This is a genomic window from Gillisia mitskevichiae, from assembly GCF_003634585.1.
Classification (GTDB): Bacteria; Bacteroidota; Bacteroidia; order Flavobacteriales; family Flavobacteriaceae; genus Gillisia; species Gillisia mitskevichiae.
In genome coordinates this window covers 1247012-1266527 of the sequence record NZ_RBLG01000001.1, presented here as the reverse complement: position 1 = coordinate 1266527, position 19516 = coordinate 1247012, and the positions used below count along the sequence as shown (strand labels likewise).

The window sequence follows — 19516 nt, the reverse complement described above, 5'->3', positions numbered from 1 at the left end:
CGCTATTTTAAATTTCACGCAGTGGTTTCTTGCATAAGGATCATGGCAAAAATCGCATAATTTATCATGTCTTGATAATTTGCATCTATTCCTTCACTCACCAAAGTTTGACCCTTGTTATCTTCAATTTGTTTAACTCTCAACAATTTCTGTATGATAAGATCTGTTAAAGAACTAACCCTCATATCACGCCATGCCTCTCCATAATCGTGATTTTTGTTTTCCATTAATTCCTTGGTAAGACTTATCTTTTCATCATAAAGTCTCATCGCTTCTTCTACGGAAAGATCTGGTTGGCTTGCAATTCCCTTTTCTAACTGAATTAATGCCATTACAGAATAATTAATGATACCAATAAATTCTGGTTTTTCATCCTCATCTACCTTTCTAACCTCATTTTCCTGAAGGCTTCTTATGCGCTGTGCTTTAATAAATATTTGATCTGTTAAAGATGGAAGTCTTAAAATGCGCCAAGCACAACCGTAATCTTTCATTTTATTTACAAACAACTCGCGACAAGTTTTAATTACCGCATCGTATTGTTTTGAGGTATCCTTCATAGAACTATTCTAATTTGCGTAAATTTCGGGCAAATAATTTAGATAGTCAAAGTTAATTTAGTCTCCTCTCTTCAGAAGAAATAATATAAATTTTATCATGACCATTAATTGTAAAGGTAATTTAATAGACTTAGCAAGCCCAAAAGTTATGGGGATCCTAAATACTACCCCAGACTCCTTTTATTCTGAAAGTCGAAAAACATCTTTAAGCGCTTTGCTTACTACTGCTGAAGAAATGCTGGAACAAGGAGCTACATTTATTGATATTGGAGGTTACAGTACACGCCCAGGCGCTATTGATATTTCCGAAACCGAAGAAATAGAGCGCGTAGTTCCAGCTATTGAAGCTATTAGCAAAAGATTTCCTGAATGCATTATCTCTATAGATACTTTTAGAAGTAAAGTTGCTGCTGAAGCTTTGGAAGCCGGCGCAGCAATGGTAAATGACATTTCTGCAGGCAATCTGGATGAAAATATGCTTCAGACAGTTGCTGAAAATAAGGTGCCATATGTAATGATGCATATGAGAGGAACACCGCAAACAATGAAAGACCTCAATGAATATGAAGACCTTACTCAAGAGATCTTATTTTATTTTTCAGAAAAAATAGAAGCTGCAAGATCATTGGGAATTAACGACATTATTGCAGATCCTGGATTTGGATTCTCTAAGGATATCTCACAGAATTTTGAATTGCTTTCTAATCTCAAAAAATTCAAAAACCTAAATGTTCCAATTTTAGCTGGTTTATCTAGAAAGTCTACTATTTATAAAACGTTAGAATGTTCTGCAAAAGAAGCTCTTAATGGAACTACGGTTTTAAATACAATGGCAATTGCCAATGGCGCTAGTATTTTAAGGGTACATGATGTAAAGGAAGCAGTGGAATCTATAAAATTAATGAGCCAGCTTACATTCTAATTTTCTATTTTTACAAAAAGCCTTAAAATTTGGATTTCTTAAACCTTCGTATTCTAGATATTGTAGACATTGTTTTTGTTGCAATATTGCTTTATTATTTATATAAGCTTGTAAAAGGAACGGTTGCCGTAAATATCTTTATTGGGATCGTGATCGTTTACCTTATGTGGAAGCTAACAGAATTGCTTCAAATGGAACTTCTAAGTAGTGTGCTGGGGGAATTTATTGGAGTAGGAATGTTTGCTTTAATTGTAGTTTTTCAACAGGAGATAAGAAAGTTCTTATTGATGATTGGCTCTACTAATTTCACACAAAGGAGAAAATTCTTCAGGCAATTTAAGTTTGTAAAAGATGACACCCAAATAAGCACGAATCTCAATGCCATTGTAAAAGCTTGCGAGAGTATGGCGAGATCTTATACGGGCGCTCTTATAATCATTCAAAAAAGCACAAAACTGGATTTCGTGAAAATTTCCGGAGATGCCATGAATATTGAACTTAATCAGCCAATAATTGAGTCGGTATTTTTTAAGAATTCTCCACTTCATGATGGTGCAATGATCATTGAGGATAATAAAATTACCGCAACTAGAGTAATACTACCAGTTTCTAATGACAGATCTATCCCTTTGAGATTTGGATTAAGACATCGTGCCGCTGTTGGAATAACTGAGAAAACCGACGCATTAGCATTGGTGGTAAGTGAAGAAAACGGGCAGATCTCTTATTTAAAAGATGGGGAGTTTGTGATCTTTGAAGACAATAACGAGTTGGTGAATAAATTAAAAGAAGATCTTACTTAATGTATTGAGGTACAACTTGGATCTATATCGAAAACGCTCGTGTATACCACGAAAATATCTCAAAAGGAACAACACCAAAATTCAGTAACTCAAACTTAAAGACTGTTTAAATAGACTCCTCTTCAGCCATAAATTGTACTTCATATAAATTCTTATAGAAGCCATTTTCCACTCTCAACAGTTGCTGATGTGTTCCCATTTCCACGATCTTTCCAGCATCCATCACTAAAATTCGATCTGCTTTTTTAATGGTCGCTAATCTATGTGCGATCACAATAGAAGTTCTATTCGCAGTGATCTTATCTGTAGCATCTTGTATTAACTGTTCACTGTAAGAATCTACAGAAGATGTAGCTTCATCTAAAACCAAAATACTTGGGTTACTTACATAAGCCCTCAAAAATGAGATTAGTTGGCGTTGCCCAGATGAAAGCATGACCCCGCGCTCCTTCACATTGTAATGATACCCATTAGGCAAAGAACTAATAAAATCGTGAATTCCAATTTCCTTCGCTGCTTTCACAACATCTTCTTCAGTCACCGCCGGATTTTGAAGGGTAATATTATTAAGAATAGTATCTGCGAATAAGAATACATTTTGCAGGACTACTGCTATTTCTGCTCGCAATGTTTTAAGAGTGATATCCTTAATATCCATTCCATCCACCATAACTCTACCAGAATCAATTTCGTAAAATCTATTCAGCAGATTGATCACGGTAGATTTCCCAGCACCCGTTGCCCCAACAATTGCAATGGTTTCCCCCGGCTCTGCCTTAAAAGAAACTCCTTTTAAAACTTCTTCTCCTTCGTCATAACTAAATCGAACATTTTCAAATTCGATCTCTCCTTTTAGATTGGAAATTTCCTTGGTTCCTGTATCCTGAATTACAGAATCTGTATCTAGAATAGCGAAGATCCTATTGGCTGCAACCATCCCCATTTGTAGGGTATTAAACTTATCTGCGATTTGGCGAAGTGGTCTAAACAGCATTTGAGCCAGTTCAATAAACATAATAATGATACCCAAACTTAGGGCATCATCCTCCACTACTCGCAGTCCACCGTACCAAACTATTAAACCAATAGTGATAGATGTAGACATCTCTGCAATTGGAAAGAAAATAGAGTTATACCAAACGGTCTTGATCCATGCATTTTTATGCTTATTATTAATATCCTTAAATTTCTGGTATTCTACGTTCTCTCTGGTAAAAATCTGCACGATCTTCATTCCTGTAATTCGCTCTTGCACAAAGGTATTTAGATTTGCTACCTGATTTCTAACATCCTCGAAAGCGATCTTCATTTTCTTCTGAAAAACCCGAGTTGCATATAGAATAAATGGTAAAACAAGTAATACCAACAAAGTTAATTGCCAACTTTTATAAAACATAAATCCAAGAACTACCAGCATTTTCAAGAGATCACTGGCAATCATAAACAATCCTTCACTAAAGATGCTTGCAATAGTTTCAATATCACTTACCGCACGGGTTACCAATCTTCCAACTGCAGATTTATCATAATACTTCATTTTAAACTGAAGCATGTGTTTAAATAAATTCACTCTAAGATCGCGAACCACTTCTTGCCCTAACCAATTGGCAAAATAAATAAAGCAAAATTGAAAGATCACTTCTAGAAATAACACCACTAACATCATACTGATGTAGAACACAAGGTTGTCATTATCCTTAGGTATAATAGAATCATCTATAGTTACCTGAAGTAAATAAGGTCTTAGAACCGCAAAAAACGATAATAATATTGCAGCCAAAGCCACAAAATAAAATGTCCATTTATACGGATTGGTATATTTTATAAGCCTTTTAAAAAGACTAAAATCAAATGCGTTACCTGTAGCTGATGCCATTTATTTATTTAAAATAGATGTTGGGTATTCAATTTTTGCTAAGAATAGTGCTTTTGCCGGAACCGATGTTCCCGCCTCTTGCCTGTCTCTGCTTACTAATATTTCATGTAATCTGGAAACGGGAATTTTACCTAAACCTATTTCCAGTAATGTTCCTACGATCGCCCTAACCATATTTCGCAAGAATCTATCTGCTGTGATCTTAAATACTAAAACGTCTTTTTCTTTTACCCATTGTGCTGCACTAATTTTACAATTATAGGTATGCACATCGGTTTTAGATTTTGAAAAACATTTAAAATCTGTATAATTTAACAAGGTGGAAGCTGCCAGATTCATTTTATCTACATCCAACTCATTTTTTACATAATGAGCGGTTTCAAATTTAAATGGATCTTTTTGCTGAACCACATAATACTCATAACTTCTTCCAGTTGCATTAAATCTTGCATGTGCTTCGTCGTTAACTTCAACGAGATCATACACTGCAATATCATCTGGCAGTAGAGAATTTAACTTGTAAATAAACTTATCTATAACCGCTATCTTTTCACTATCAAAATGAGCAAAATATTCACTTGCATGAACTCCTGCATCTGTTCTCCCCGCCCCTACTAATGGGGTTTGTACCTGCAAGGCAATGAAAAGAACTTTCTCCAGAGTTTCTTGTACAGAAATAGCATTTGGCTGATTTTGCCAACCATGATATGCCTTTCCATTATAAGCTAGTTCTATAAAATATCTCAATCTAAATTGATACTTTTACGTGATTGCTTGCAAAGATACGGCAAACTTCGCAACCCTCTAGAGGTTGATCAATTCAGTTTTAAGGAAAACCAAAAAAAATAGATTTAAGATTTGAAAAAGATTTTATTATTAAGTGATACTCATAGCCATATAGATGAACGCATTCTACATTATGTAAAAGAGGCAGATGAAGTATGGCACGCAGGAGATATTGGAGATCCTAAGGTAACCGACCAGATTAAGACTCTAAAGCCATTAAGAGCGGTCTTTGGAAATATAGACGATCATGTAATACGAAAGGAATTTCCATTGAATCAACGTTTTTTATGTGAAGAATTAGATGTGTGGATCACACATATTGGGGGATATCCAGGAAAATATTCTCCCGCCATTAAAGAAGAGATCAAAAAAAATCCTCCAAAATTATTCATAAGTGGACATTCACATATTTTAAAGGTTATGAATGATAAATCCCTGCACTGTTTACACATGAATCCTGGCGCTGCTGGTAAATATGGATTTCATAAGAAGAGAACTATGTTACGCTTTAAAGTAGAAGGCACAAACATTTTCGATCTGGAAGTGATAGAACTGGAGAGTTAGATGGGTTTGAATTGATAGATTATTCAATTTGAAAATAGTTGAAAATTACAACTAGAAATATTCCTTTTTTCGTCATGCTGTCCCGATAGCTATCGGAATTGTTTCAGCATCCCAATAGGTAAGAAGAAGACCCTTAAACAAGTTCAGGGTGACGAGGGGTTTAATTTTTGATAGATAAAAGCAGAAACACATATAATTTTAAGGTATAAAAAAACCCGAAGCTTTCACTTCGGGTTTTCTACGCACTAATAACACTAAGATAATAGGTTTTATCGTAACCGGTCTACAGATTTTACGAGATCCTCATCCTTTTTTATAGCCTTATTGGCCAAAACTAAAAAAACGATAGAAAGAACAGGAATAAACATCCCAATACCCTTCTCCGAGATTTCCATCTCTCCAGGTACAGTTAGAGACCAATAAACAAAAACTCCTAGCAAAAAAAAGTTTAATAATATATTGACGCGCCCCAATACAAATTGAAGCTTTCTGTTTTTAAATAAAAATATGCTAATAAAAGAAAGAACCGCAGAGCCTAAGAATAGACCCAAAGCTATTAAAACTTCTTCAACAAAAACAGATTCCCCTGCTTCATTGCTCCACAAAGAAACAAAAAATATTAAAACACCACTTATTAAAGCAGCAAGAAATAAATAAATAGTTTGAATGCGTTGTAACATGGTAAATCTTCTGTTTAGTCAGCAAAAATAAGTGTTTCTTTTTAGATACCGTATTCAAAAATTTAAAATAAAGTTGTATTATTGCAGTAAGAATATGTAATCAATTCAAAATAGGTTACTTAAGTCTCCAAAAATTTTTTTCGATTCTTCCTCGAGAAGTTTACAATAAACAAACACAATCTTATTCATGTTTGAAATTTCAGATTTAAAAGCTAAGAAGCTTCCTGAGCTTCAGGATATAGCCAAATCATTAAATGTCCCTAAATATAAAACGGTTAAAAAGCTAGATTTGGTTTACCAGATCTTAGATTATCAAGCTGCAAACCCAAATAAAGTGAAAGAGGTATTGAAAGATGAAAGCCCAGCTAAACCCGAAAGCACAGCTAGTACGGAAAGTAGAAGTCCTGCAAAGCCAAGAACAGAAAGCAAACCAGCTAAAAAGGTAAATCCGAATCCTCGCAAGAAGGAACCTGCAGCAAAGACTTCAGATACTCCAGATAAGACTGATGACGTTAAAACCGATTCTAAAGAAACTTCCCAGGATAGAACTTCAGAAAGAAAACCTAGACCAGAAAGATCTAATGATGCTCCAAAGCGTCCAGTTCATAAAAATCAGCCTGTGAAAAAGGATGATAAACAAAACACCTCTAGAGACAATTCTAGTAGAGATAATACCAGAGCTCCTCGAGAACCAAGAAAAGATTCCAAGGATAATAGAGGTAATAGATCTGATGGAAATAGAGCAGATGGAAATAACTCCGGAAGTTCTAAGAATAACGGAAATCGAGATAGCAGAAATAGATATAGAGAGCCAGATTATGAATTTGATGCCATTATAGAAAGTGAAGGAGTTCTGGATATTATGCAGGACAATTACGGTTTTCTAAGATCATCAGATTATAATTATCTTTCTTCTCCAGACGATATATATGTATCTCAATCTCAAATTAGATTATTCGGATTGAAAACCGGGGATACAGTTTTAGGACAAATTAGACCTCCAAAAGAAGGAGAAAAATATTTTCCACTTATAAAGATCAGCAAAATTAATGGGTTAGATCCACAAGTGGTTCGTGACCGTATTTCTTTTGAACATTTAACTCCTTTATTTCCAAAAGAAAAATTCAACATTGCAGACAGACAGAGTACTGTTTCTACGCGAATCATGGACTTGTTCTCTCCTATTGGAAAAGGACAACGTGGAATGATCGTTTCTCAGCCTAAAACAGGTAAAACAATGTTGCTTAAGGATATTGCAAATGCAATTGCAGCCAATCATCCTGAAGTTTATCAGATAATCCTTCTTATAGACGAACGTCCAGAAGAAGTTACAGATATGCAACGTAATGTTAAAGGTGAAGTTGTGGCTTCAACTTTCGATAGAGAAGCTCACGAACATGTAAGAGTTGCCAACATCGTTTTGGAAAAAGCGAAGAGAATGGTAGAATGTGGTCACGATGTAGTGATCTTATTAGATTCTATCACGCGTTTAGCCAGAGCTTATAACACTGTTCAACCTGCCAGTGGTAAAGTATTAAGTGGTGGTGTAGATGCAAATGCTTTACATAAACCAAAACGTTTCTTTGGTGCTGCCAGAAATATTGAAAATGGCGGTTCGCTTTCTATTATCGCTACGGCTTTGACAGATACTGGTTCTAAAATGGATGAAGTTATTTTTGAAGAATTCAAAGGAACTGGAAACATGGAATTACAACTAGATAGAAAGATCGCAAACAGAAGAATTTTCCCTGCTATAGATCTTACTTCTTCCAGCACACGTCGTGACGACTTACTTCTTGATGAAACTACCTTACAGCGTATGTGGGTAATGAGAAAGTATCTTGCAGACATGAATCCTGTTGAAGCTATGGAATTTATAAACGAGCGTTTCAAGAAAACGAAAAACAATGAAGAATTTTTGATCTCTATGAATGGATAGATGATCCTCTAAATAATAAGGAAGCCCCTACTATTAATTTAGCAGGGGCTTTTTTTATTCTCTTACTTTATTTGGTGATCCCAATTGAACAATGAATTTCATCTTAAAAACAACTCTTTTTACATTTTATTAAACTAGCCACGCAACCTTTTTAATATTCTAAGGTCATCTACATATATAGTATCCTTAAAAAGGTGTGAAATTTAATTTTTGAACAATGAGAAACTTATTTCTAATCTTCAGTATTTGCCTATTAGCCTCATGCTCTAATGATGATGAAGCTATCCCCAATATAGAGAACATCTATGGGTCTTGGGAAAAAGCTGAAAGTATTTCTGCCGAACAATTTGATCTAGATAGTACTTACAGTTATTCAGCAAAACAAGTGCTCAAATTAAACAGAGATAATAGCTTCGAATGGTTAATATATGTAACAAATTCTGAAAGCGGTGAGATCATAGGATATAGGCAAAAGGAGACGGGTACGTTTTCCCAAAATGAAAATGTGCTTAGCTTTAATTTAGATAGATTTGAACCAGAACAGGATGCTACATCGAGTTCCTATAAATTAACGGCTTTAGAAAATTTGATGTTGACCGATCAAAATATAACAATGAATTATAAATTCAAATTGCTTACCAGCATCAAAACTCTTTTCTTCGATTTTCCAAGTTGTAGCTCCAATAATACATGTCGTGCAGATTTTGAACTAAATAAGGTCGATTAAAATCTTTTTAATTATGATGAAATTTATAGCATTAATTTTAGTTGCATTTCTCCAGTTAACCACAAGTTGTTCTAAAGACGAAAATCCACATGAGGTAGTTAATCTAAGAGTTAATCATTATAAGCAAACAGCTATTGGGTTTGGACCAAGATTAGTACTTCAAACTCAAGAGTCTAACGAAATTGGAACGGATACCTGGAGTAATTTTTATTCTGATATTGAAGGCTTTAATTATGAACCTGGATTTATCTATATGCTTTCTATTGAAAAACAAAAAATTAGCAATCCCCTGCAAGACGGGAGCTCTATAAAATATATCTTGAAAAAAGTAATTTCGAAAGAAAAGGTGAGTAATGAGGTTACTTTTGAAATTAAACTAAAATCTATAAAACTCAGCGATCCGCCCAGCTTCATCACTGGTGATTTAGATTCAAATTATAAAATACTGAATGAGATTGAAATTGACTGTAATGATCTTTGTGAGAATTTATCAGAAAAACTTCAAACTGAAGATGAAGTCTCAGGAATTTTTAAGCATGCAGATAATAATACAATAAGCTTAATTAGCATCCTTTCAGAATAAAATATTTGATATTATATATTCTTTTATAAAACTAACAAATGAAAAAGACACTATTAATTTTAGTAATTCTTGCCTCTTTTTATTCTTGCACGAAAGATGCTGATGATGCAGCTAAAACAATTGATTACACAGGAGAATGGGAACTCGTTAAAATGACTGGTAGTTTTGCAGGCTCAGAAACTACTGGATCGGATATGGATTGGCAGGAAACATATCTTATAAAGGAAGATGAGACCTTTACAAAAACCAGAGTACGTGGAGATAGCACAAGTACTGTTTCAGGAACTTACACGTTTACCAATGATGGATTATTAGATGAAACGGCTGGTGTGGTGATTTATATCGAATTTTTACATAATTCGAAGAATGTATTAATAGGCAATTGCTATTCAAATAGATCCACAGAGTATTTGTATTTCAACTCTAAAAACGAAATGAAAAGCACCTGGGAAGCTTGTGATGGCCCTGGATTAAAATATTTAAATAGAAAATAAAAGCTTGTAATTCAATCTATAACAACAAAAAAAAATCTTGAGCCCTATCCTCATTCTTAGTAAGCATTTCAAATTACAAAATGGTTAAAATCTACTGTCTTTGAGCATTGAAAACTTAATTCTAAAATGTAAGCAACAGGATAAAAAGGCTCAGGAAATTTTATATCGAAGATATTCTCCTAAGTTTTTCGTCTTGTGCCTTAAATATTCTAGCAGCTATGAACAGGCGAAGGATAGCCTGCAGGATGGTTTTATTAAAATATTTCAGAATATCTCAAAATATACTGAAAAAGGATCATTTGAAGGTTGGATGACGCGAGTTATAATTAATAATGCTTTAAGGGAATATCAGAATAAAACAGTTTTCACAAAAATTGAAGATGACTATTTTGAAGAAGCAGAAATTGAGATTGAAGACGAAGAATTATCTTTTGATTTTTTAATGAATTTAATACAGAAATTGCCTGACCAATATCGGCTAGTATTTAACCTCTATGCTATGGATGGATATTCTCACAAGGAAATTTCAAAATTATTAAACATCTCGATAGGTACGTCTAAATCTAATTTAGCTAGGGCACGTAAAAAATTACAAGAAAATATAGAGTCCTATAAACTAGATAAAATGAAGCTAGGATTATGAAAAAAAATATAGATGACATCTTCAATGAAAAATTCAAACAAGCTGAAATAACTCCGCCTGAAGAAATTTGGAATAACATATCAGCCCAACTTCCATTTAAAAAGAGTAAAAAAAGAATTATTCCTATATGGTATTTAATGGCAGGAACTGCAGCTGCTTTAGCCATCATAGTGTTTCTTTTTAATTATAACCAGTCTCCAATTTTAAATAAAAAAATAACTAACACTCCTGGAAATAATATAAACATTGATAATACTTCAGATGAATCTAAAATTCAAATATTAGATTTAGCACCTATACTAGAACAAAAGAATGATGTAGTACAATCAAATAAACAGGAAAATGAATCTCTAAAAACTAAAGAGAGTCAAACAAATAATATATCAGAAATGAATGCTCAAGTAAATGAAGCTAAAACAAGCATCGTTTCTAATTATGCTAAAGAAAATGAATTAAAGAATTTGGAAATGGTATCTAGACAGGAGAAAAGTCTAAGTACAGATTATGAATTATCTCAGATAATTCATAATGAAGTAGAAATAGTAGCTAATGATTCTATATTACTATTAGAAAACACCATTGCTAGTGCAAATGATATTGAAGAAACATTTTTCAACACAAATGAAGTAGAAAAATCTTTTAAAACACCGATCTCCAAACGCCTAAGTGTTACCACGACAGCTGGGGCTCTATATTTTAACAATCTAGGGGATGGCAGCGGAATAGATGAACAATTTGCTAATAATAATGCAACTAGTGAAATTACGAGCTCATATGGAGTAAATTTCGGCTATCAAATATCGCAAAAAGTAAAACTTAGAACAGGAATTAGCCAGATCAATTTGGTTAATAACACTCAAAATGTAGAATATTCTAGCCTAATAAATTCCCGCGCTCTTGGTCGCCAAGATCTAAATAATAGCCCTACCTACAGTAATAATCCCATAACTAATAATTTGATCTCTTTTGCTGGAAAAGTGAATCAGAATCTTGGTTTTATTGAAGTTCCTTCAGAAATTGAATATTTACTTATAGATAAAAAGCTGGGGATAAATCTTATAGGTGGATTCAGCACCTTGTTTTTAAATAAAAATGAAATTTCAATCAATTCAGAAAACTCTAATACCGATTTAGGTAAAGCGAATAATCTTAACGAGATTAGTTTTACAGCAAATGCTGGATTTGGTTTAAATTATAAGATCTCTCCCCAATTTCATTTTAATCTAGAACCAATCTTTAAGTATCAATTAAACACCTTTAAGGAAACTAAAGACTTCAAACCTTATTATTTCGGAATGTATTCCGGATTTAGTTTCAAATTTTAAGTTTCCAAACTAAAAACTTATAAAACTATTGCATTGATATTTAAGCAAATAGTTATTTTTTCAATTCTAATTTTTCAGCAAAATAATCGCAGAAATCTTTCATAGTAGCCGTCATTTTTTCATCTTGGGTTGCTCTATTAAAAGTATCGCTCATTGCAACAAGGGTTTGGTGAAAAAACTTCTTCATTTCATCTACTGGCATATCCTTAGTCCATAGATCTATTCGTAAAGTTTCCTGCTGTTTCCCATCCCACATAGATAGCATCATGGCTTTAGCTTCCTCTTTATAAATTGCTCCATCGTCTGCACTCCAGTATAGTTCTTCTGGAACTTTATTTTCATCTAATACAACTTCAATATTGATCTCAGATTTTTTGTATTCTGCCATTATTTCTTTGGTTTGTAATTTGCTTTATTAAAAATTGTTTCTGCATTTGCAGCAAGCATTTCCTGAATGCTCACTTCATTTTTGTCCATATATTGACGTATCATTTGCCATCCTATAAATTGTCCTAATCTAGCGGGAGACTCTGCGTCTAACTCGAGATAGAATTTAGAAAATGGTGCAGGATATAAGAATCTCGAGTATAAGTCGGAATCTGTATTAAATATTACTTCCCGCTCTACAAAATAACGCCATACCTCTTCTTCATTGGCTATAGCCCAATCCAGTTCTTCTACACTATAACCTATTTTGTTGTGATCTGCGACATTCGATAAAAGTCGATCTTTTAAATAAAGGATCTTGCCATAATATAACATATGTGCAAGAAAGGTTTTAGAATCTGGCTGTGGTACATAAACCTCTGCGATCTCATTGGCGATATCTGGAAGAATTTGATCCTTCTCAAAATTCTTTTTTAAATACGTCTGAATTCCCATATAAAATGGATGTTCACTCCCTAAATAAGTATCTAAAGAAATGAATAAAAAATCTGGAGTTAATAGTACTTTATTTCTATAATCCACATCAGAAGTAATCGTAATTACTTGCGGCACTTTAAAGGATGGGAAATAGTATTTAGCATGCTGAAAAAGGTCATAAATTCCATCTTCTTCTGAAGAAAAATCTGGAAAAGCTTTTTCTACTTCTATATTTAATTCTTGCTGAATGGTATCATTAGCCTTAGCAATCCACATACTATCTGTGAATCTTTCAGGAAACAAATAAGGATATTCCCCTTTTAATTGAGCTAAATTAGCTGCTGTAACTTGTGCGAACTCCTTATCGAAGCGAGTCACTTTTAGATCTAAAGATATTTTCTCGATCTCCTTCTCATCTTTTGATTGCGAATTGCATGCAACCAATATTAAAACCAAAAAATACACACTTATTAATCTAAACATCTAATACAATTATGAAGCCTTTAACGCTGGCGGATTTTGATACTAATTTAAACTTGCTAAATTTGTTTGCAAAGGTATTACTTAGAACTCTAAACACCCAAAATTATGCAAACTGAAAAGGTAGTAAATCACATTGTAGATTGGTTAAAAGAATATGCTACTGCAGCCAATATGAATGGTTTTATTATCGGAATAAGTGGAGGGATAGACTCGGCTGTAACTTCTGCGCTTTGCGCTAAAACAGGTTTGCGTACGTTGTGCGTAGAAATGCCGATCCACCAGGCGCTAACTCAGGTGAGTAGAGGTAAAGATCATATTACTTTTTTAAAAAATCATTTTGCAAATGTTACTAATCTCGAGGTAGATCTAACATCTGTTTTCGAGCAGTTTAAAGAAGTAGTGCCTTTTGAAGATGAAAATCCCAATATAGATCTATCCTTAGCTAATACCAGAGCGAGATTAAGAATGTCTACTTTATATTATTTTGCGGGTTTACATAAATATTTGGTAGCCGGAACAGGAAATAAAGTTGAAGATTTTGGTGTAGGATTTTACACCAAGTATGGAGACGGCGGAGTTGACCTTAGTCCGATCGCAGATTTAATGAAAAGTGAAGTTTATGAAATTGGGAGATATTTAAATATTAGCGATGATATTTTAAATGCAGCACCAACCGATGGTTTATTTGGGGACAGTAGAAGCGATGAAGACCAGATTGGAGCGAGTTATGATGAATTAGAATGGGCAATGGAGAGGGATCGGTTAGGAATGAACGCAGAAGATTATTCTGGAAGAGAAAAGGAAGTTTTTGAGATTTATAAAAGCAGAAATAAAGCAAATAAACATAAAATGGATCCAATCCCTGTTTGCAATATTCCCTTTAATCTTAAAAATTAATCCTTTTATCGAGTATTTGAAGAGTGTTGTAATATTAAAAGATTAAACTATTAGTTTTATCTAATATACCTAATCAAACTAAAAAGCAAACCCTGCTGCTTTAATATTAGTGCTAACAACATCTTATGAGTACAATCTTAATTGCAGATCACCATCCGATTACTAGCGAAGGAATTAAATCTTTACTTTCTCAGCAAAATGAATTAAATGTTATTGGGAATGTTACTAACGGTAACGACTTATCTAAATCTCTAAGAAATCATTCTCCCGAAGTTCTGGTTATAGAAATAGATCTTCCTGAGATTAATGGAATTACGGCGCTACGTACCATTAAAACTGAATTCCCGAGAATTAGGATATTGGTTTTTAGTTGTCATCCAGAAGAAATGTACGCCTTAAGTGCTATAAAAGCTGGAGCATCTGGGTATTTATCTAAAACAGCATCTACAGAAAGCTTATACAATGCAATTCAACAAGTTGCCCGAGGAGGAATTTATTTGAATAAGAACATTACCGACAAAATAAATTCTGGAGCTACCAATGGAAATGGGTTAATAGCCAAATTTAAAAAGTTATCTACTAGAGAAATGGAAGTGCTTAATTTACTTTCTAATGGAAAGAGGAATAAAGATATTGCTGAAGCCTTAGACATCAACGAAAAGACAGTAAGCACCTACAAAACAAGACTTTTAAAGAAACTTAAAGTAGATAATCTAGCAGATCTAATTAATCAATCTAGATTACTGCAGCTTAAAATTACATAACCCTGTTTAATTTATTAGAAAGGATCTTTTTCAAAGAAAGATAATCTACTATATCTTCTAAAGAGCTTGAAGCCTGATCTTCCGAAGGAGCTGCCATTTTTATTTCATTAGAAAGTTCATCTATCTTTTTAGTGATTAAAAAACGTCTTAAAGCTAAAATGGTCTCATTAACTAATCTGGCAATACTCGCATCTTTTTGCTTTACCATAATATCCATACGTTCCCAATCATGTAAGATATATTGCTCTTCCTCCATTAAGATGGTAGTTACTTCTCCAGATAATTTAGAGTCCAGTTCATTTACAAAGGTTTCTAAAGTCAACTTCCCTTCTTCATTCAACTTATTGATCACCAAACTATATAATTCCTTGAAAAGTTCATTGGTAAAAGCTACTTCATCTTCCTGAAGATCTAAAAATATCTTTTCAAAAACCTTGGCTTTCTGTAATTCTGGTTCTAAAACTAATTCCCCTTGAGCATTCTCTTTCCAAACTAGATCTTCAAACTCCTCCTCTACTGTCCCGTAAAGCAACAATAAACTAATGATCTTTCGCTCTAATTCGAACAGCTCATCTACCTTAGATCGTGGAGAGGTAGACTCTTTTACTACTTCAAAAGACTTAGATTTTCCTTTTGTTTGTGGAGCGGCTTTCCCTTCTTTTGCCAACATTTGTGTTAGAGTAGAAAACAAAACCTCTTCAGAAATATCCATAATTCTGGAACACTCCTGTATATAAACTTCTTGCTGAATTTGATTTGGGATCTTCGCGATACTAGAAACCATATCATGAATTAGATTGGCTCGTTTTACTGGATCGTTCTTAGCATCTTGATATAGTAGCGAAGCTTTAAATTCTATAAAATCCTTTGAATTTTCTTCAAGATATTCCTCTAATTCTGTTTGAGAATTTTTCTTCGCAAAGCTATCTGGATCTTCTCCTTCTGGAAAAACCACCACCTTTACATTCATTCCCTGTTCCAATATAAGGTCTATTCCACGAATAGCAGCTCGCATCCCGGCGGCATCACCATCAAATAGCACAGTAATATTCTTGGTAAGCCTATTTATAAGCCTAATTTGTTCTGAAGTAAGCGAGGTTCCCGAAGAAGATACCACGTTCTGGATTCCGCTTTGGTGAAATTGGATCACATCTGTATATCCTTCAACCAAATAGCAATTATCTTCTTTGGCTATGTATTGCTTTGCATGATAAATACCATAAAGCACTTTGCTCTTATGGTAAATATCGCTTTCTGGGGAATTTAAATATTTAGCAGCCTTTTTATCGTTGGTTAAAATTCGACCCCCAAAACCTAATACTCTACCCGACATAGATTGAATAGGAAACATTACTCTTCCTTTAAATCTATCGAATTGCTTTTCGCCTTTTACAATGGTCAACCCGGTTTTTTCCAGATAATCCATTTTATAACCTTTCCGAATTGCTTCAGAAGTAAATGCATCCCATTCATCCAAACAATATCCTAAACCAAAGGTTTTGATGGTTTCGTCTGTAAAACCTCTTTCCTTAAAATAACTAAGACCAATAGCTTTTCCTTGATCGGTTTTAAGCATGGTGTTCTGAAAATACGTACTAGCGAATTCAGAAACTAAATACATGCTTTCACGCTCGTCTAAAAGCTGTTTCTGCTCATCTGTTTGCTCGGTCTCTTCAATTTCTATGTTGTATTTCTTAGCTAAATATTTAATAGCCTCTGGATAGGTAAAATGTTCGTGTTCCATTAAGAAGGCCACCACATTCCCTCCTTTTCCGCTAGAAAAATCTTTCCAAATTTGTTTCACAGGAGACACCATAAAACTTGGAGAACGTTCATCTGTGAACGGACTTAATCCCTTGAAATTAGATCCAGATTTTTTTAATTGCACAAAATCGCCTAAAACCTCCTCTACTCGAGCGGTTTCAAATACAAGATCTATGGAGTTTTTTGAAATCAAAGATTATTCGGAATATAGGATTTGTAAGAAGTTCCAAATGTAACAATAAATAAAAAAAGAGGATGGTTTCTACTAATAGAAAACCATCCTCTTTCACAACTTAGCAAATTGTATTTAATCTATATCAAAACGCAGTCCAAAAGAGATATTTCGCATCTCAATATTTGGGTCTTTAAATAGGGGATTAAGATCGTATTTCACGTAAAGAGCAGTACCACCAAGGCTCACATAACTACTTAACCCATACACAAAATCATTGGTATTGTAATCACTCTTTAATTTATCTTTCTTCTTATCTCCGTCTACAGTATATTTTAATTTTTGACGTTCCCCAATATTGAATCCGGCATATCCTCCAACCCCTATTTTAAATTGATTGCTGGTATTGTATCTGAAATAATCTGCTCCTTCAGTTTTCTTGGAAGGACCAAATTCAAAATGCAATGGAAACACCAAATTATCTGATCTGAATTTAGATTTATCCAAATCATATTCAAATTCTTCCAACTGAGTTAGATCCCCATCCTTAACGAAAAATTTATTATCTGTTGGCTTCAATCCATTGAATTGAAAGGAAACTCCATATTTTACACGCAGCCAATTGGAATTTTCAAATACCCTGGTTTTCCAAGCCCAACCAATTTCAAAAAAGCGACTTCCTCCAATTTTAAAATCTGAATTATCTAAAGAGTTCTCATCGGAGATCACATTATTAAAACCTGCAGCAAGCACTAGATCACTGGTTGTTCTTTTATCAAAAACGCGATCCTTTTCATCATCATGATTCACGTTTATATTTACAATTTTCCCATTTCCAAGCAACTCAATGGAAGAATAATTATTATTATTTCTTTCCTCTAAAGCTGTTTTATTTTCTAAAATAGCGATTCTGTTTTCAATATTTAAGGCGCGTTTTTCAGCTACCTCTTTTTTTAATTTATCAGCTTCCTCTTGAGTGATAAATTTATTATCTAGTCGCATTTGAATTCTTTCCAATTCAGATTTCAGCCCTTCCTTTTCTTCCTCGATAATTTTTTGTTTAAGAGTCTCTAAACGTTCTGTTTTAATAGGAATGCTATCATTTTGCGCTTGCATATCTTGCATTGCAAGACTGAACATAATAAGTGTAAGAGTTACGATAATTGTTTTCATGATGTTGTTGGTTTTTAAATGTCCTCTGCCTACCTCCTCTTTTGAAGAGGCGGCTTATTGGACTTGATTGATGAATGATTTAATTTGACTTTCTAAGTCTTTGTGATGATATAACGGCTAATTCTATCCTAATTAATAATTCCTATTTGCAACTGCGGTCCTCGCTTTTGAATATCCCTCTTTTAAGATCTCAAAGATCTTATCCCGAAAGGAATTGTCCATTTCAAATTCTACATCTTGCAAAAGGTCTTGCGCATTCACCTTTCCTAAGGCAAAATCTTTTTTATAACGCTCCTGACTAATTTTTGATGCGGCTTCAGCCAGCAATTTATTTATCTCAGCATCTGTAACTTCTTGGCCATTATCAGTTTGCGTAAGCACACTTGCCAAGGCGTTATTTAATGTTAGATCTAACAAATTATCACTTGCGGCTTCTAGAGAGGTGTTTATCTTTTGTTCTTTTAGTAAAGCCTTATTATCTAAAACTGCTATTTCCTCTCTGTTTTTTGATCTAACTTGATTTATTAAAGGATCAACTTTATCCTTTTTAGATGTTATTGATTCTTGCTTCCCTTCTGAAGCTGCAACTCGTTCTGCTTCCTTCTTAATTTCTGTAAAAATCTCTTTTGAAGATTTTACTGGAGTTTTCTCGATTTTTAAATCTTCTTTAGGGGCATCTACAATTTCAGGGGAATTTGAAAGAGTCGAATTATTGAATACTAAACTTAAGATCAAGATCCCTCCAATGATACTCGCTGCAATTCCCATCCAAAACGCAAATGGTCTTTTCTTTTCTTGACTAGCATCTAATTTAGCGCTTAGTTTATCCCAGCTTCCCGCAGATGGAGCGATCTCCCGATCCAGCAACTGCCTCTTTATTTTATCTTCAAATCTTTCAGTTCCCATAACTTGAAGTGTTTGTTTGTTCTAATTGTTCTTGTAACATTTTTTTAGCTTTAAACAACTGAGATTTTGAGGTCCCAACCGTTATTTTAAGTAAGTCTGCAATTTCTGCGTGCTTATATCCTTCAACTGCATAAAGCACAAAAACCGCTTTATAACCCTCCGGTAATTCGTCTATTAATTGCTGAATATGCTCTGCATCTACCTCAGCCTGAATAGCATCAAATCCTTCACTTTTTAAGGACTCCATTTCCTCTTGAAACTCTAGTTCATTTTTTTTCCGAAGAAAAGAAATTGACTCTCGAATCATGATCCTTCTCACCCAACCTTCAAAACTACCTTCATGTTTAAAATCATTTAAGTGCGTAAAAACCTTAAAAAATCCGGTTAACATTACATCTTCTGCATGCTGAAGATCTTTTATATACATTCTGCAAACACTCAACATTTTGCCAGAATATTTTTCATAGAGATGCTGTTGGGCATCACGATGGTTTTTCGCAGCTCTTGCAATTAATTGCTTTTCGTTTTTAAAAAGTGGTATTACCTTCATTAAGCTTTACTTAAACCCATCTATTTATATAGACGTAAGAA

Annotated in this window: 21 protein-coding genes; 11 read left to right on the top strand and 10 right to left on the bottom strand. The window is 33.8% G+C overall.

Annotated features, from left to right (window positions below):
• Positions 1 to 14: 14 nt before the first annotated feature.
• A complete protein-coding gene (locus tag BC962_RS05645) occupies positions 15 to 560 on the bottom strand; it encodes a DUF1599 domain-containing protein (RefSeq protein WP_121344886.1) in 546 nt (181 codons plus the stop codon).
• Between the two features lie 97 nt (positions 561 to 657).
• On the opposite strand from BC962_RS05645, the gene folP reads away from it, so the two are divergent.
• Together folP and BC962_RS05635 are read left to right on the top strand one after the other, a co-directional pair.
• The gene (gene folP / locus BC962_RS05640) at positions 658 to 1482 is read left to right on the top strand and encodes a dihydropteroate synthase (RefSeq protein WP_121344885.1); all 825 of its coding nucleotides are present in this window, start codon (positions 658 to 660) and stop codon (positions 1480 to 1482) included.
• 29 nt (positions 1483 to 1511) lie between these two features.
• Positions 1512 to 2285 (top strand): diadenylate cyclase, encoded by a 774-nt coding sequence (locus tag BC962_RS05635; RefSeq protein WP_121344884.1) that lies wholly within the window; start codon positions 1512 to 1514, stop codon positions 2283 to 2285.
• Positions 2286 to 2391: 106 nt separating this feature from the next.
• Here the strand turns inward: BC962_RS05635 and BC962_RS05630 are convergent, their stop codons facing one another.
• Both BC962_RS05630 and truA read right to left on the bottom strand, forming a co-directional pair.
• Positions 2392 to 4161: an ABC transporter ATP-binding protein gene (locus BC962_RS05630; protein WP_121344883.1), complete on the bottom strand. Its 1770-nt coding sequence runs from the start codon at positions 4159 to 4161 to the stop codon at positions 2392 to 2394.
• Positions 4162 to 4908, bottom strand: a complete 747-nt coding sequence (truA, locus tag BC962_RS05625; RefSeq protein ID WP_121344882.1) for a tRNA pseudouridine(38-40) synthase TruA — start codon at positions 4906 to 4908, stop codon at positions 4162 to 4164.
• A 111-nt stretch (positions 4909 to 5019) separates the two neighbouring features.
• On the opposite strand from truA, the gene BC962_RS05620 reads away from it, so the two are divergent.
• Complete coding sequence (locus tag BC962_RS05620; RefSeq protein WP_121344881.1) at positions 5020 to 5511, top strand: metallophosphoesterase family protein; 492 nt, start codon at positions 5020 to 5022, stop codon at positions 5509 to 5511.
• 269 nt (positions 5512 to 5780) lie between these two features.
• Here the strand turns inward: BC962_RS05620 and BC962_RS05615 are convergent, their stop codons facing one another.
• Positions 5781 to 6191, bottom strand: coding sequence for a DUF4293 domain-containing protein (locus BC962_RS05615; RefSeq protein ID WP_121344880.1), 411 nt, complete (start codon positions 6189 to 6191; stop codon positions 5781 to 5783).
• A gap of 187 nt (positions 6192 to 6378) precedes the next feature.
• Between BC962_RS05615 and rho the strand changes: the two genes are divergently transcribed.
• The 6 genes from rho (at position 6379) to BC962_RS05585 (ending at position 11902) form a co-directional block, all read left to right on the top strand.
• Positions 6379 to 8130 carry a transcription termination factor Rho gene (gene rho, locus BC962_RS05610; RefSeq protein ID WP_121344879.1) on the top strand — a complete coding sequence of 584 codons (1752 nt, stop codon included), beginning with the start codon at positions 6379 to 6381 and terminating at the stop codon, positions 8128 to 8130.
• 217 nt (positions 8131 to 8347) lie between these two features.
• Positions 8348 to 8857 carry a hypothetical protein gene (locus BC962_RS05605; protein WP_121344878.1) on the top strand — a complete coding sequence of 170 codons (510 nt, stop codon included), beginning with the start codon at positions 8348 to 8350 and terminating at the stop codon, positions 8855 to 8857.
• A 13-nt stretch (positions 8858 to 8870) separates the two neighbouring features.
• Positions 8871 to 9440 carry a DUF4377 domain-containing protein gene (locus BC962_RS05600; protein ID WP_121344877.1) on the top strand — a complete coding sequence of 190 codons (570 nt, stop codon included), beginning with the start codon at positions 8871 to 8873 and terminating at the stop codon, positions 9438 to 9440.
• Positions 9441 to 9478: 38 nt separating this feature from the next.
• Positions 9479 to 9934, top strand: coding sequence for a hypothetical protein (locus BC962_RS05595; RefSeq protein ID WP_121344876.1), 456 nt, complete (start codon positions 9479 to 9481; stop codon positions 9932 to 9934).
• A 100-nt stretch (positions 9935 to 10034) separates the two neighbouring features.
• A complete protein-coding gene (locus BC962_RS05590) occupies positions 10035 to 10577 on the top strand; it encodes an RNA polymerase sigma factor (RefSeq protein ID WP_121344875.1) in 543 nt (180 codons plus the stop codon).
• A complete protein-coding gene (locus BC962_RS05585; RefSeq protein WP_121344874.1) occupies positions 10574 to 11902 on the top strand; it encodes a hypothetical protein in 1329 nt (442 codons plus the stop codon). The genes BC962_RS05590 and BC962_RS05585 overlap by 4 nt, the downstream gene beginning before the upstream one ends.
• A gap of 52 nt (positions 11903 to 11954) precedes the next feature.
• Here the strand turns inward: BC962_RS05585 and gldC are convergent, their stop codons facing one another.
• Together gldC and gldB are read right to left on the bottom strand one after the other, a co-directional pair.
• On the bottom strand, positions 11955 to 12290 hold the full coding sequence (gene gldC / locus BC962_RS05580) for a gliding motility protein GldC (protein WP_121344873.1): 336 nt from the start codon (positions 12288 to 12290) through the stop codon (positions 11955 to 11957).
• Positions 12290 to 13249 (bottom strand): gliding motility lipoprotein GldB, encoded by a 960-nt coding sequence (gene gldB / locus BC962_RS05575; RefSeq protein ID WP_121344872.1) that lies wholly within the window; start codon positions 13247 to 13249, stop codon positions 12290 to 12292. Before gldB ends, gldC begins: the two co-directional genes overlap by 1 nt.
• A gap of 105 nt (positions 13250 to 13354) precedes the next feature.
• Here gldB and nadE point away from each other — a divergent pair, with 105 nt between their 5' ends.
• Together nadE and BC962_RS05565 are read left to right on the top strand one after the other, a co-directional pair.
• On the top strand, positions 13355 to 14146 hold the full coding sequence (nadE, locus tag BC962_RS05570) for an NAD(+) synthase (RefSeq protein ID WP_121344871.1): 792 nt from the start codon (positions 13355 to 13357) through the stop codon (positions 14144 to 14146).
• 125 nt (positions 14147 to 14271) lie between these two features.
• Positions 14272 to 14910 carry a response regulator gene (locus BC962_RS05565; RefSeq protein WP_121344870.1) on the top strand — a complete coding sequence of 213 codons (639 nt, stop codon included), beginning with the start codon at positions 14272 to 14274 and terminating at the stop codon, positions 14908 to 14910.
• Here the strand turns inward: BC962_RS05565 and dnaG are convergent.
• From dnaG to BC962_RS05545, 4 genes are all read right to left on the bottom strand, one after another.
• Complete coding sequence (gene dnaG / locus BC962_RS05560; RefSeq protein ID WP_121344869.1) at positions 14903 to 16867, bottom strand: DNA primase; 1965 nt, start codon at positions 16865 to 16867, stop codon at positions 14903 to 14905. The genes BC962_RS05565 and dnaG overlap by 8 nt on opposite strands.
• Positions 16868 to 16981: 114 nt before the next feature.
• Positions 16982 to 18019, bottom strand: a complete 1038-nt coding sequence (locus BC962_RS05555; protein WP_121344868.1) for a hypothetical protein — start codon at positions 18017 to 18019, stop codon at positions 16982 to 16984.
• 132 nt (positions 18020 to 18151) lie between these two features.
• Positions 18152 to 18925 carry a hypothetical protein gene (locus BC962_RS05550; protein WP_121344867.1) on the bottom strand — a complete coding sequence of 258 codons (774 nt, stop codon included), beginning with the start codon at positions 18923 to 18925 and terminating at the stop codon, positions 18152 to 18154.
• Positions 18915 to 19475, bottom strand: coding sequence for an RNA polymerase sigma factor (locus BC962_RS05545; RefSeq protein ID WP_121344866.1), 561 nt, complete (start codon positions 19473 to 19475; stop codon positions 18915 to 18917). Before BC962_RS05545 ends, BC962_RS05550 begins: the two co-directional genes overlap by 11 nt.
• Positions 19476 to 19516 lie beyond the last annotated feature (41 nt).

Coding starts and splice junctions, on each gene's coding strand:
- BC962_RS05645 (WP_121344886.1), bottom strand. CDS start 560: ATGAAGGATACCTCAAAACAATACGATGCGGTAATTAAAACTTGTCGC.
- folP (WP_121344885.1), top strand. CDS start 658: ATGACCATTAATTGTAAAGGTAATTTAATAGACTTAGCAAGCCCAAAA.
- BC962_RS05630 (WP_121344883.1), bottom strand. CDS start 4,161: ATGGCATCAGCTACAGGTAACGCATTTGATTTTAGTCTTTTTAAAAGG.
- BC962_RS05615 (WP_121344880.1), bottom strand. CDS start 6,191: ATGTTACAACGCATTCAAACTATTTATTTATTTCTTGCTGCTTTAATA.
- rho (WP_121344879.1), top strand. CDS start 6,379: ATGTTTGAAATTTCAGATTTAAAAGCTAAGAAGCTTCCTGAGCTTCAG.
- BC962_RS05605 (WP_121344878.1), top strand. CDS start 8,348: ATGAGAAACTTATTTCTAATCTTCAGTATTTGCCTATTAGCCTCATGC.
- BC962_RS05600 (WP_121344877.1), top strand. CDS start 8,871: ATGATGAAATTTATAGCATTAATTTTAGTTGCATTTCTCCAGTTAACC.
- BC962_RS05595 (WP_121344876.1), top strand. CDS start 9,479: ATGAAAAAGACACTATTAATTTTAGTAATTCTTGCCTCTTTTTATTCT.
- BC962_RS05585 (WP_121344874.1), top strand. CDS start 10,574: ATGAAAAAAAATATAGATGACATCTTCAATGAAAAATTCAAACAAGCT.
- gldC (WP_121344873.1), bottom strand. CDS start 12,290: ATGGCAGAATACAAAAAATCTGAGATCAATATTGAAGTTGTATTAGAT.
- gldB (WP_121344872.1), bottom strand. CDS start 13,249: ATGTTTAGATTAATAAGTGTGTATTTTTTGGTTTTAATATTGGTTGCA.
- nadE (WP_121344871.1), top strand. CDS start 13,355: ATGCAAACTGAAAAGGTAGTAAATCACATTGTAGATTGGTTAAAAGAA.
- BC962_RS05565 (WP_121344870.1), top strand. CDS start 14,272: ATGAGTACAATCTTAATTGCAGATCACCATCCGATTACTAGCGAAGGA.
- BC962_RS05555 (WP_121344868.1), bottom strand. CDS start 18,019: ATGAAAACAATTATCGTAACTCTTACACTTATTATGTTCAGTCTTGCA.
- BC962_RS05550 (WP_121344867.1), bottom strand. CDS start 18,925: ATGGGAACTGAAAGATTTGAAGATAAAATAAAGAGGCAGTTGCTGGAT.
- BC962_RS05545 (WP_121344866.1), bottom strand. CDS start 19,475: ATGAAGGTAATACCACTTTTTAAAAACGAAAAGCAATTAATTGCAAGA.